A 13,392-nucleotide genomic window follows, 5' to 3' on the forward strand; every position below is an offset into this window, starting at 1 on the left:
TTCCTTCATGAGCAGTCTCACCGTCGCCCTCGCCATCCTCGGGGGCCTCGTGCTTGCCGGACTGGTGGCCTACAACACCTGGGCGTCGCGCCGGAATTCGCCGCGCCAGCCCGACATGTCCGAAGGCGCGACGCCGACATCGTTCGGAACCACATCGTTCGGCGAGTTGAACCGCGGCGGCTCGGGCGACGACGACGGGCCGGTGCTGCACATCGAGCCGCATCCGACGCCCGGCAACGAGCGCCACGAACCATTGTTCGATCCCGATCTGCCGGCGCCCAGCGCCATGCCGATCGCGATGACGGCAGAGCGCCGCGGCGGGCTCGATCCGCTGATCGACATCATCGCGCCGGTGTCGCTCGACGGCCTGGTGTCGGGCGATGCGGCCATCGCCGCGATGCCGCCGACGCGTCGCGCGGGCAGCAAGCCGGTCGCGGTCGAAGGCCTGAACGAGCACAACGGCGAATGGGAAACGCCAGTGGCAGGCCAGCGTTACGGCGCTTTCCAGATTGGCGTGCAGCTTGCCAACCGCACCGGCGCGTTGAACGAGATCGAATATTCGGAGTTCGTGATGAAGGCGCAGGCCTTTGCCGACGCGCTCAACGGCGGCCCCGAATTCCCGGAAATGCTCGATGAAGTGGCGCGCGCCCGCGAGCTCGACCAGTTCGCCAGCGGTCACGATGCGCAGCTCGGTTTCGTGCTGCGCGCGCGGCATGCGGCGTGGAGTCCCGGCTATGTGCAACAGAATGCCGCGCGGCTGGGTTTCGTGTTCGGGATGATTCCTGGGCGGATGGTGCTGCCGGCCGGCGAGGCCGGCATGCCGCCAATCATCGGGCTGTCTTTCGACACGCAGGCCGCACTCGCCGACGATCCGGCCCAGTCGGCGATCCGCGAACTCACGCTGAGCCTCGACGTCCCGCAGGTCGATCGCAGCGAAAAGCCCTTTGCGCGGATGCGCGAGGCCGCCGCCGCGCTGGCGCTGGAGATGGACGGCGTCGTCACCGACGGCGACGGGCAGATGCTGCGCGACGAGACCATGGACATCATCGGCGCCGACCTGGAGCAGCTTTACGACACGCTCGAGTCTCGCGACCTGGCTGCCGGCTCACCGTTGGCGCGCCGACTTTTCAGCTGATTCTTTCCGACCCTGTTCCTGGTTTCCCATGTCCGACGTTTCCGCAGCCGCCCACGAGATCGCTGCTCTCACCGAGCAGCTCCGCCATCATGCGCATCTTTATTACGTGCTCGATGCGCCGCTGCTGCCCGACGCCGAGTACGACCGGTTGTTCCGGCGACTGCAGGAACTCGAGGATGCCAATCCCGCCTTACGCACGCCGGATTCGCCAACGCAGCGCGTCGGCGGCAAGGCACTCGAAGGTTTTGCCAAGGTGCGTCACAAGGTGCCGATGCTTTCTATCCGCACCGAAACCGACATCACGGCCGCTGGCGCGATCGCCTTCGACACGCGCGTGCGCCGCGAGCTGGGGCTGGCACCGGACGCGCCGCCGGTGGTCTACGTCTGCGAACTGAAGTTCGACGGTCTGGCGATGAACCTGCGCTACGAGAGCGGCCGTCTGGTGCAGGCCGCGACGCGCGGCGACGGCGAAATCGGCGAAGACGTGACGGCCGGCATTCGCACCGTCCGGCAGATTCCGTTGAAGCTCGAAGGCGCGCCGCCGGTGGTCGAGGTGCGTGGCGAGGTCTACATGCGGCGAGACGAGTTCGAGAAGCTCAACGATCGCCAGCGCGAGAAGATCGCCAAGGGCCAGAAGAACGAAAAACTGTTCGTAAACCCGCGCAACGCGGCAGCCGGCGCGGTTCGGCAGCTCGACGCGGCAATCACGAACGACCGCAAGCTCAGCTTTTTCGCCTACGGACTGGGCGAGATCACGCCGCCGGAAGAGGGCGGGCCGGAATTCGAGACGCAGCACGATTTGCTGGCGCAATTCGGCGATTGGCGCTTTGCCGTGGCCCGGCAGACGCAGCGCGCGAGTGGCGCCGACGAGCTGATCGCGTTCCACGAGAAGATCCGGCTGGAACGCGACGCCTTGCCGTACGACATCGACGGTGTCGTCTACAAGGTCGACAGCGTGGCGTTGCAGCGGCAGCTCGGCTTCGTCTCGCGCGAGCCGCGCTGGGCGGTGGCGCACAAATACCCGGCGCAGGAGCAGCTGACGGAAGTGCTGGCGATCGAGGTGCAGGTCGGGCGCACCGGCAAGCTGACGCCGGTCGCAAAGCTGGCGCCGGTTTTCGTCGGCGGCGTGACGGTGACCAACGCGACGCTGCACAACGAAGACGAGGCGCGCCGCAAGGACGTGCGCATCGGCGACACGGTGATCGTCCGGCGTGCGGGCGACGTGATTCCGGAGGTCGTCGGTCTGGCGCCCGACAGCCTGGCGCGCTTGCCGGAAGAACGTGGCCCGCAGTTCACGATGCCGCGAAAGTGCCCGGTTTGCGGGTCCGACGCGCTGCGGGAAGAGGGCGAGGTCGACTACCGCTGCACGGGAGGACTGTTCTGCGCGGCGCAGCGAAAGGAAGCGATCCTGCATTTCGCGGCCCGTCGCGCGCTCGATATCGAGGGTCTGGGCGACAAGCTGGTCGAGCAGATGGTCGACGCGGATCTGGTCAGGACGCTGCCCGATCTCTACCGACTGGGTTTCGTCGCGCTGGCCGGGCTGGCGCGCATGGCGGACAAGTCGGCGGCCAACCTGGTCGAAGCGCTGGAGAAATCGAAGCAGACGACGCTGTCGCGCTTTCTTTTCGGCCTCGGCATTCGTCACATCGGCGAAAGTACGGCCAAGGAAATGGCGAAACATTTCGGCAAGCTGGACGCGATCATGGATGCCAGCGAGGATGCGTTGCTAGAGGTCGCAGACGTCGGACCGGTCGTCGCGACCAGCCTGCGAACCTTCTTCGATCAGCCGCACAACCGCGAAGTCGTCGAACAATTGCGGGCGTGCGGCCTGCATTGGGAAGAATTCGAGCCAACCGCGAAGCCACCCAAACCGTTAGCGGGTAAGACTTTCGTGATCACCGGCACGCTTCCTACGCTGTCGCGGGACGAAGCGAAAGACAAGCTGGAAGCGGCCGGAGCCAAGGTCGCGGGGTCGGTGAGCAAGAAGACCGATTACGTGGTCGCCGGCGCCGAAGCCGGCAGCAAGCTCGAAAAAGCGAACTTGTTGGGCGTCAAGGTAATCGATGAAGGGGGCATGCTGGAAATCCTTGAAAAAGGAATCGACATTCCCTGATACGGCCAAGCGCCTCCCGTTATCGGGGCGTCGAACAAGGAAAGTTCATGAAAACAAATATCTTCCGTCGGATCGCAACCATGGCAGCGGGTGCCGGTGGGATCGTGCTGCTCAGCGGCTGCGTCGGCGTTCCGGTGGGCGGCTATTCCGATTCCTACTATTACGGTGCGCCCGCCCCGGCACCGTCGGTCTATTACCAGGAAAGCTATTACGGCGGTGGAGGCGGCTACTACGGTGGTCGTCCCTATTACGGCGGCAGCCCGGTTTATGGCGGCGTGCAGATCGACAATTACCGCCGCGGCGGTTACGACGGTCGATATGACCGTAATGACCGTAATGACCGCGGAGATCGCGGAGATCGAGGAGATCGAGGACGTCCGGGTCAGGGCGTTCGCCCGCCCGGCCGTCCGACGCAACCATCCGTGAATCCGGGTCGTCCGCCGAATTTCGGCCAGGGTGGTGGTGGCGGACGCCCGATCAATCAGGGTGCAGGCGCACCGGTTCAATATGGTCACACCGCAAATCCGAACCAGGGCACGTCCGTGCAGCAGGGCAACAATTAGGCTCGATTCGAATGGCTGAGCGCGAAATATTGAAGATGGGCGATCCGCGGCTGCTGCGCACTGCGCAACCGGTTGCCGAATTCGACACCGATGAGCTTCACCTTTTGGTGAAGGACATGTTCGACACGATGCGGGCCGTGAACGGTGCGGGACTCGCAGCGCCGCAAATCGGCGTCGATCTTCAACTGGTGATCTTCGGCACCGACGGACCCAATCCGCGCTACCCCGATGCGCCTGTCGTGCCGCGCACGGTCCTGTTGAATCCGGTCGTGACTGCAATCGGAGCAGCGAAAGAAGAGGGTTGGGAAGGATGCCTTTCGGTTCCCGGACTCCGCGGCGTGGTCCCGCGTTTCCTAGAAGTGCGCTATACCGGATTCGATTTGTACGGCGACCCTATCGACCGCACGGTGAGCGGATTTCATGCGCGGGTCGTGCAGCATGAAGTGGATCACCTGTATGGCATTCTTTATCCGATGCGCGTCCGCGATTTCTCACGCTTCGGATTTACTGAAGTGCTGTTTCCCGGGCTGGACGCAGCGGACGACTGAATTTCTTCAGTTGCATCAGCTGCATCAGTTGTCGGGCTGTATCAGTTGAATTTGCCGGATATCCCACCGATGCTGAATCGTCCGGCACCCAGGAACGCGACTGCGATGGCGGCGAAAAGGAACATGCCTTGCAGTTCAAGCGCCCAGCCACCGGTCTTGCCGATGGTGAAAAGCTGCGACATGTGCGCAAGGTAGATTGCAAACACCATATTGATTGCAATGACCAGCGCCGCAGGCCGCGTGAAGAGGCCAACGATCAAAAGCACCGGCGCCACGACCTCACCGATATATGCAAGATACGCAAGGCCTGAAGGCAAGCCATGCGATGTCAGCATTCCTGCAATTCCGCCGACGCCGGAGCTGAGTTTTGCAATGCCGTGCATCAGGATGAGGATACCGAGTGCGAGGCGAAGAATCAGTTTGCCGGTGTCGTCGTTACGGGTCATGAGAAATCCTTTCGATTGAATGCAATTGCCAAAATAGCGGCTGATTGTCAGCGAAATTGTCGACCGTCACGATGACAGTTCAAAACCGGACGCAACGTTTTCAGGACGTCAGGAAGCCAGTGCGTCGAACAGTTCGGTCTCGATGGCCAACTGGGCACGTTGCCCCTGCAAATCAGGTCCGCTGATCAAGAAGGTGTCCTCGACCCGCTCGCCCAGCGTCGTGACCTTGGCGAACTGCATGTTGAGCTGATGCCGCGCCAGAACCCGCGCCACGGAATACAGAAGTCCCGGCCGGTCGCTTGCCGAAATGTTCAACAGCCAGCGCTGGGCCTTGTCGTCGGGTGTCAGGTTGATGCGCGGCTGTATCGGGAAGCTGCGAACGCGCCGCGAGACCCGTCCCTTGCTAGGTGCCGGGAGCGGACCGGCGGCCGCGAGCGTTCCGGCCAGCCCGGTTTCCACCATGCTGATGAGATCCCGGTAATGCTCCGGGATGAACGCCATCACGACCTGGAAGGTGTCCAGCGCATAACCGGTGCTGGTCGTGTGTACCTTTGCATCCAGGATGCTGAACGACGACTGGTCGAAATATCCGCAGATGCGCGCGAACAGATCCTGCTGGTCGGGCGTATAGACCACCACCTGCAGCCCTTCGCCGACCGGAGAAAGACGCGCCCGCACGATCGGCGGCGCCTTGAAGTCGATCGGCGCGCCCTTCAGACGCACATGGCGCGACAACTGCTTGGTGTGCCACGCGATTTCAGAAGCGTCGTGACGCATGAAGTAGCCGACGTCCAGCGTTTCCCAGAGCGCCTTGTGCGATTCGAAAGGCATCGCGTGAAGCGCCAGTTCGATCAGCGCCTCGCGTTTGCGGGATTCGACTTCGGCGTCCGGGTCGGGCATGTGGCCGCCGAGCGCGCGCGATGTCGCGCGATAGAGGTCTTCCAGCAGCTTGCCTTTCCATGCGTTCCAGACGCGGGGAGACGTGCCGCGAATGTCCGCGATGGTCAGCAGGTAAAGCGCGGTCAGGTAGCGCTCGCTCCCGACGCGTTTTGCGAAAGCGCCGATGATTTCGGGGTCGCTCAGGTCCTGTTTCTGCGCGACGGTGCTCATGGTCAGGTGTTCGGACACCAGGAACTCGATCAGCTTCGCGTCTTCGCGTGGAATGTCGTGCTGGCGGCAGAAACGCTGCACGTCGCGCGCGCCGAGCGTGGAATGGTCACCGCCGCGGCCCTTGGCGATGTCGTGGAACAGCGCCGCCACGTACATGATCCACGGCTTGTCCCAGCCCGCCGCGAGCTGCGAGCAGAACGGGTATTCGTGCGCATGCTCGGCGATGAAGAAACGCCGCACGTTGCGCAGCACCATCAGGATGTGCTGGTCGACCGTGTAGACGTGGAAGAGGTCGTGCTGCATCTGCCCGACGATGCCGCGGAACGGTCGCAGGTAACGGCCCAGCACCGAAGTCTGGTTCATGAGCCGGAACGCGTGGGTGATGCCGCGCGGCTCCAGCAGCATGCGCATGAACGTGATATGGTTCACGCGGTCGTTGCGGAATTTGCTGTCCATGACCTGGCGCGCGTTGTAGAGCGCGCGCAACGTGCGTGCCGACAGGCCCTTCACGCCGATGGTCTTCTGGTAGAGCAGGAAGGTCTCCAGGATCGCGTGCGGATCCTTGAGGTAGAGGTCGTCGCTCGCGACCTCGATCATTCCGGCCTTCTCGAGGAAACGGTCGTTGATGCGGGTCGGCTGTTCGGCCAGCGGTTGCAGCCGCTCGGCGATGTTGAGCATCAGGATCTGCGAAAGCTGAGTGACGGCCTTCGCGGCCCAGTAGTAGCGCCGCATCAGCGCTTCGCTCGCCTTGCGCTGGGACTCGCCGACATAGCCGAAAGTCGCGGCAACCGCCGTCTGGAGGTCGAACACCAGGCGATCTTCGCGCCGGTTGGCCGTGACATGCAGGCGCGCACGTACCAAGCTCAGCAGCGCCTCGTTTCGCTTGATCTGCCGGATTTCGAACGGCGTCGCCAACCCGTTCTTCGACAGATCCTCCCAGCGATTGCCGAAACCCGCCGCCTTGGTGATCCAGAGAATGCTCTGCAGGTCGCGCAGGCCGCCGGGCGACTCCTTGCAATTCGGCTCCAGCGCATAAGGCGTGTCGTCGAACTTGTGATGTCGATGACGCATTTCCTGCGATTTGGCCGCGAAGAAGGCCTTGGCATCGATGGCCGAGAAGAACTGTTTCCGAAAATTGGTGAAGAGTTTCTTGTCTCCGGTGACCAGCCGTGCCTCGAGCAGCGACGTCTGGACGGTGACGTCTCTCGCCGCTTCGTCGAGGCATTCGACGAGCGTGCGCACGCTGGAGCCGATCTCCAGCCCCGCATCCCAGCAATTGCCGATGAAAGCCTCGATCCGAGCCGGCTCGACCTGCACTGCGTTGGCGTCCGGCAGCAGGAGCAGCACATCGACATCGGAGTACGGAAACAGCTCGCCGCGACCGAAACCGCCGACGGCAGCCAGCGTCAACGAATTTCCGAAGCCCGCGTCGGTCCAGAGAGCGATCAGCGTTTCGTCGGCCAGCGCCGAAATCTGGCGCAACACCGCGTGCACGCTGCGCGTCGGTGCGCGGGCGAATCGCAGCGTATCGAACAGCGCCAGCTTCCGCGCACGGTAAGCCTCGCGCAGGGTGGCGACATCGACCTTCGCGACTTCGATCACGGCGCGTTCGCGGTCAGGCAGCGGAAGCGGTGGCAGCAACGCGGGGCGCGGCCGCAGCCTCGGTGACGAAGGCCGGCGGCGGCAGGCTGCCGGCAGACAACGTCAGTACCTCGTAGCCGGTTTCGGTGACCAGCACCGTGTGTTCCCACTGCGCGGACAGCGAGTGGTCGCGCGTGACGATCGTCCAGCCGTCGTACTGGCCGCCCTTGGCGTCTTCCTTGATGTCGCGCTTTCCGGCGTTGATCATCGGCTCGATGGTGAAGATCATGCCGGGCCTGAGTTCGTCGAGCGTCCCGGGCCGGCCGTAATGCAGAACCTGCGGCTCCTCATGGAAATTGCGCCCGACGCCGTGGCCGCAGAATTCGCGCACCACCGAATAGCCGTGACCTTCGGCGAATTTCTGGATCGCATGCCCGACATCGCCCAGCCGTGCGCCGGGGCGAACCTGCAGGATGCCGTGCCACATCGCCTCGTAGGTGATCTGCACCAGCCGCTTGGCCGCGATCGACGCGTCGCCGACGATGAACATGCGGCTGTTGTCGCCGAACCAGCCGTCGTTCACGACGGTCACGTCGATGTTCAGGATGTCGCCCTTTTTGAGCGGCTTGTCGTTCGGAATCCCGTGGCAGACCACGTGATTCAGCGATGTGCACGTGTTCTTCGGGTACGGCACGGAGCTTGCGCCCATGTAGCCGAGGCAGGCCGAAGTCGTGCCCTGCTTCACCATGAACTCGCCCGCCAGGCGGTCGAGCTCATTGGTGGTGACACCGGGTTTGACGAAAGGCGTGAGGTAGTCCAGGACCTCGGAAGAGAGGCGCCCGGCAACGCGCATCGCGGCTGCGCCGTCGGCGTCGTGGTAGGTAATGCTCATGAAACAATTATCCCACCCGTCGCCGCGACGGTTCGACGGCCTGAGCCAAGTCCCCAGTCGCGTAGCCTAAAATTGTGAGCTCTTTTTCACTCGGCAGCCACGTGACGCAGACCACCCCAACCCGCCCACCCGTCGTGACCGTGTTCGAGGGCGGCAGCGCGCTCAGCGACTTTCGCGCCCGCCAGTTGCTTCCCCGGCTCCAGGCCGTCGATTCGCGAATCGACGCCATCACGGCTCGTTTTGTCCATCTGGTGGTCACCGACAGCATTCCCGACGATGCCGCGCGCGCGCGCTTCGCTTCTCTGCTTGCTTATGGCGACCCGTTCGTCGCACCGAAAAGCAAGGGCGTGACCGAACTGGTCGTCACGCCGCGCCTCGGCACCGTCTCGCCGTGGGCGTCGAAAGCCACCGATATCGCCCACAACTGCGGTCTGGTGCTGCGCCGTGTCGAACGCGTCACGCAATTCCACCTCGCGCTGAAGGCGCCGCTGCTGGACCGCACGCTCGGCAAGACGCCGGTGCTCCAGGGCGATGCGCTGGCCGTCGTCGCTGCACTGCTTCATGACCGCATGACCGAATCGGTGCTGCCCGGCATCGACGGTGCCGCCGCGCTTTTCGCCGAACTTCCGGCGCAGGCGATGGCGCAGGTCGACGTGTCGGGCGGCGGTCGCGCGGCGCTGGTTTCCGCCAACGCCGAATTCGGCCTGGCGCTGGCGGAAGACGAGATCGACTATCTGGTCGATGCCTTCACCCGGCTCGGCCGCAATCCGAGCGACGTCGAGCTGATGATGTTTGCGCAGGCCAACAGCGAACATTGCCGGCACAAGATCTTCAACGCCGACTTCGTCATCGATGGCGAGGCGCAGTCGCACAGCCTGTTCGGGATGATCCGGCACACCGAGCGCCAGAGTCCGCAGCACACGGTGATCGCCTATGCCGACAACGCATCGGTGATGGAGGGCACGCAGATCGAACGCTTCGTGCCGCGCAGCGACGCAGATCGGTCAACGGCCGGCGGAAGCTACACCAAGGAGTCGACGCTCAGCCACGTGCTCATGAAGGTCGAGACGCACAACCATCCGACCGCCATTTCGCCGTTTCCTGGCGCATCGACCGGCGCCGGAGGGGAGATCCGCGACGAGGGAGCGACTGGCCGCGGCTCCAAACCTAAGGCGGGCCTGACCGGTTTCACCGTGTCGAAGCTCTGGCCCGAAGACGGACAACAGGCGCACTACGGCAAGCCGGCGCATATCGCCAGTCCGCTGCAGATCATGACCGAGGGCCCGCTCGGTGGCGCGGCATTCAACAACGAGTTCGGCCGGCCGAACCTGCTGGGCTATTTCCGCGAATACGAACAGGCCATCGAAAGCACCGGCACCGACGGCGCTACGGTCCAGCGCGGCTATCACAAGCCGATCATGATCGCCGGCGGCCTCGGCAGCATCGACGCGACGCAGACGAAGAAGATCCTGTTTCCTGCCGGTTCGCTGCTGATCCAGCTCGGCGGTCCGGGCATGCGCATCGGCATGGGCGGCAGCGCGGCGAGTTCGATGGCGACCGGCGCCAACGCGGCCGAGCTCGACTTCGACTCGGTGCAGCGCGGCAATCCGGAGATCGAGCGCCGCGCGCAGGAAGTCATCAACCATTGCTGGCAGCAAGGCGCGGCGAATCCGATCCTTGCAATCCACGACGTCGGTGCGGGCGGGCTTTCGAATGCGTTCCCCGAACTGACCAACGACGCCGGGCGAGGCGCCCGATTCGACCTGCGCGCGGTGCCGCTCGAAGAATCCGGCATGGCGCCGAAGGAGATCTGGTGCAACGAAAGCCAGGAACGTTACGTTCTGGCCATCGCGCCGGAATCGCTGGCGCAGTTCCAGGCCTTCTGCGAGCGCGAACGCTGTCCGTTCTCGGTGGTGGGCGTCGCGACCGAAGAGCGCCAGCTGGTGGTTGCGGACGAGGGCGCCGCTGCCCAGCCGGTGGACATGCCGATGGATGTCCTGCTCGGCAAGCCGCCGAAGATGCTGCGCGACGTCAGGACCGTCACGCGCAGCTTCAAGCCGCTCGACCTGACCGGCGTCGACCTGCAAAAAGCGGCGATCGACGTTCTCTCGCATCCGACCGTCGCGTCGAAGCGCTTCCTCATCACCATCGGCGACCGCACGGTCGGCGGCATGACGCATCGCGATCAGATGGTCGGCCCGTGGCAGGTGCCGGTAGCCGATTGCGCCGTGACGCTGGCCGACTACAAGGGCTTCGCCGGCGAGGCGATGAGCATGGGCGAGCGCACGCCGCTGGCCGCGCTCGACGCGCCCGCGTCGGGCCGGATGGCGGTGGCCGAGGCCATCACCAATCTGCTGTCGGCGCCGATCGAGCTGTCGCGGGTCAAGTTGTCGGCCAACTGGATGGCCGCCTGCGGCGAGCCGGGAGAAGATGCGGCGTTGTACGAGACGGTAAAGGCGGTCGGTCTCGAGTTGTGTCCGGCGCTCGGGATTTCGATTCCGGTCGGCAAGGATTCGCTGTCGATGCGCACCCAGTGGTCGGACGGCGCAGAGAAGAAGAAGGTCACTTCGCCGGTCAGCCTGATCGTCACGGCCTTCGCCACGCTGGCCGATGTGCGCGGTACCCTGACGCCGCAACTCGATCGCGACGAAGCCGATACGACGCTGGTGCTGATCGACCTCGGTCGCGGACAGCACCGTATGGCCGGCAGCATCCTGGCGCAGACGTTGGGGCAGAGTGGCGATGTCGTCCCCGATCTGGACCATCCGCAAGACCTGGTCAGCCTGGTCGCCGCGGTGAATGCGTTGCGCGCCGGCGGCAAGATTCTCGCGATGCACGACCGCAGCGACGGCGGCCTTTTCGCGGCAGCCTGCGAAATGGCTTTTGCCGGCCATGTCGGCGTCGCACTGAACGTCGACATGCTGGTGACCGAAGGCGACGGCATTTCCGACAGCCGCATGGAAACCGGCGATGCCAAGAACTGGGCAACGCAGGTCGGCGCGCGTCGCGAAGAACTGACGCTCAAGGCGCTGTTCAGCGAGGAGCTGGGCATGCTGCTGCAGGTCCGGACCGCCGAGCGCAACGAGGTCATGCAGTTGTTGCGCTCGCACAATCTGAGCGCCTGCAGTCACTTCGTCGGCAAGACGCGCCCCGAAAGCTCCACCATGGACGCCGGCAAGGGCAAGCTCGAAGTCTGGCGGGACGCGAAATCGGTGTTCAGCGCGACGCTGCACGACCTGCATCAGGTCTGGGATTCGGTGAGCTGGAAGATCGCCCACGAACGCGACAATCCTGCCTGCGCAGATGCGGAACATGCTGCCGCGGGTGATGTAGCCGATCCCGGCCTGCATCTCTTCCTGGCGCCGGGCAGCAACCTCGACGCGCCCGCAATACTCCAGTCCCGCCCGAAAGTCGCCATCCTCCGGGAGCAAGGCGTCAACTCGCACGTCGAAATGGCCTATGCCTTCACCGAAGCCGGTTTCGACGCTCACGACGTCCACATGACCGATCTGCAGACCGGCCGTGCCGATCTGGCCGACTTCAAGGGCGTGGTCGCCTGCGGCGGTTTCAGCTACGGCGACACGTTGGGCGCGGGCATCGGCTGGGCGCGAAGCATCACCTTCAATCCGAAGCTTGCAGCGCAATTCCAGTCGTTCTTCAGCCGTGCAGACACCTTCGGCTTGGGCGTCTGCAACGGTTGCCAGATGTTCGCAGAGCTTGCGGACATCATCCCCGGCGCCGAAGCCTGGCCGCGCTTCACGACAAATCGGAGCGAGCGCTTCGAAGCGCGTCTTTCGATGGTCGAGGTGCTTGAATCGCCGAGCCTGTTCTTCACCGGAATGGCCGGAAGCCGCCTGCCGATCGCGGTTGCGCACGGCGAGGGCTATGCCGACTTCGATCGTCGAGGCGACGCGAGCCGCGTTGTTCCGGCAATGCGGTTCGTCGACAACCAGGGCAAGCCGACTGTGCAATATCCGTTCAATCCAAACGGAAGCGCGGAAGGGCTGACCGCGGTGACCACGCCGGATGGTCGGTTTACCGCGCTGATGCCGCATCCGGAGCGCGTTTTCCGCAACATCCAGATGAGCTGGACATCGGGCAAGCCAGATGACTTGAGCCCATGGATGCAGATCTGGCGCAATGCGCGCAAGTGGGTCGGCTAAGCGCCCTCGACTCGTTGGACATAAAAAAAGCGGCCGGAGCCGCTTTTTTTATTCCACCTTCGCCTTGGCGCGAAGATCTTCCTGGTATTTCTGAAGGCGCTGCTGCTGCAATTGCTGCGTGACTTGCGGCTTCACTTCGTCGATCTTCGGCAATTGCGCCTGACGTATGTCGTCGACGCGGATCACGTGGTAGCCGAATTGCGATTTGACCGGAACCGCGGTGGTCTGGCCCTTGCCGAGTTTCATCATCGCTTCCGAGAATTCGGGAACGAAGCTGGCTGGTGCAGCCCAGTCGAGATCGCCGCCGTTGGCGCCCGATCCTGGATCCTTGCTCAGCTTCTTCGCCAGGTCTTCGAATTTCGCACCCTTGTTCAGGTCGGCGATGATCTTCTTCGCCTGATCTTCCGTCTCGACCAGGATATGGCGCGCCTTGAATTCCTTGCCGCCATTGGCCGCAACGAACTTGTCGTATTCCGCCTGGACGTCTGCGTCGGTTACCGGACTTTGCTTGCGGTAGTTCTCGAAAAGCGTGCGGATCAGAATGGCCTGGCGCGCAAGTTCGAGTTGGCTCTTGTAGTCGTCGGTCGCTTCTAAACCTTGCTTTTGCGCCTCCTGCATGAAGATTTCGCGGGCGATGACTTCTTCGCGCAATTGGGGCGCCATTTCAGGCGTGACGGGCCGGCCGGCTGCTGCGAGTTGCTGTGCAAGTACATCCAGTCGCGCCTTGGGCACGGCTTTGCCGTTCACGATGGCGACGTTCTGTGCAAAGGCGCCGATCGAGGCTGCGCTCAGGACGGCCGCGACCGCAATGGTCTTGAGGGTTTTGTTTTTCATTGGGAAG

General features: G+C 63.8%; 9 protein-coding genes. 5 read left to right on the forward strand and 4 right to left on the reverse strand.

The window, feature by feature from the left end:
- Positions 1-7: 7 nt before the first annotated feature.
- The 4 genes from ACSFA3_RS01035 to def are packed head-to-tail and all read left to right on the forward strand — an operon-like array spanning position 8 to position 4,359.
- Positions 8-1,135 (forward strand): cell division protein ZipA C-terminal FtsZ-binding domain-containing protein, encoded by a 1,128-nt coding sequence (locus ACSFA3_RS01035; protein WP_435503548.1) that lies wholly within the window; start codon positions 8-10, stop codon positions 1,133-1,135.
- Positions 1,136-1,163: 28 nt separating this feature from the next.
- Positions 1,164-3,248 (forward strand): NAD-dependent DNA ligase LigA, encoded by a 2,085-nt coding sequence (gene ligA, locus ACSFA3_RS01040; protein WP_435503549.1) that lies wholly within the window; start codon positions 1,164-1,166, stop codon positions 3,246-3,248.
- Positions 3,249-3,295: 47 nt separating this feature from the next.
- Entirely contained in the window at positions 3,296-3,811 is a 516-nt protein-coding gene (locus tag ACSFA3_RS01045) for a hypothetical protein (RefSeq protein ID WP_435503550.1), read from the forward strand.
- Positions 3,812-3,822: 11 nt separating this feature from the next.
- On the forward strand, positions 3,823-4,359 hold the full coding sequence (gene def, locus ACSFA3_RS01050; RefSeq protein WP_435503551.1) for a peptide deformylase: 537 nt from the start codon (positions 3,823-3,825) through the stop codon (positions 4,357-4,359).
- A 41-nt stretch (positions 4,360-4,400) separates the two neighbouring features.
- Here the strand turns inward: def and ACSFA3_RS01055 are convergent, their stop codons facing one another.
- From ACSFA3_RS01055 to map, 3 genes are all read right to left on the reverse strand, one after another.
- Positions 4,401-4,805 carry a DoxX family protein gene (locus ACSFA3_RS01055; protein ID WP_435503552.1) on the reverse strand — a complete coding sequence of 135 codons (405 nt, stop codon included), beginning with the start codon at positions 4,803-4,805 and terminating at the stop codon, positions 4,401-4,403.
- Between the two features lie 108 nt (positions 4,806-4,913).
- A complete protein-coding gene (locus ACSFA3_RS01060) occupies positions 4,914-7,517 on the reverse strand; it encodes a [protein-PII] uridylyltransferase (RefSeq protein ID WP_435504922.1) in 2,604 nt (867 codons plus the stop codon).
- Between the two features lie 13 nt (positions 7,518-7,530).
- A complete protein-coding gene (gene map, locus ACSFA3_RS01065; RefSeq protein ID WP_435503553.1) occupies positions 7,531-8,388 on the reverse strand; it encodes a type I methionyl aminopeptidase in 858 nt (285 codons plus the stop codon).
- Between the two features lie 101 nt (positions 8,389-8,489).
- Here map and purL point away from each other — a divergent pair, with 101 nt between their 5' ends.
- A complete protein-coding gene (gene purL, locus ACSFA3_RS01070) occupies positions 8,490-12,551 on the forward strand; it encodes a phosphoribosylformylglycinamidine synthase (protein ID WP_435503554.1) in 4,062 nt (1,353 codons plus the stop codon).
- Between the two features lie 48 nt (positions 12,552-12,599).
- On the opposite strand, the gene ACSFA3_RS01075 is transcribed toward purL, so the two are convergent.
- Positions 12,600-13,385 carry a foldase protein PrsA gene (locus ACSFA3_RS01075; protein WP_435503555.1) on the reverse strand — a complete coding sequence of 262 codons (786 nt, stop codon included), beginning with the start codon at positions 13,383-13,385 and terminating at the stop codon, positions 12,600-12,602.
- Between the last annotated feature and the right edge of the window lie 7 nt (positions 13,386-13,392).

Origin of the sequence: Variovorax glucosi (assembly GCF_051216695.1) — a bacterium.
Lineage (GTDB): Bacteria > Pseudomonadota > Gammaproteobacteria > Burkholderiales > Burkholderiaceae_C > Variovorax.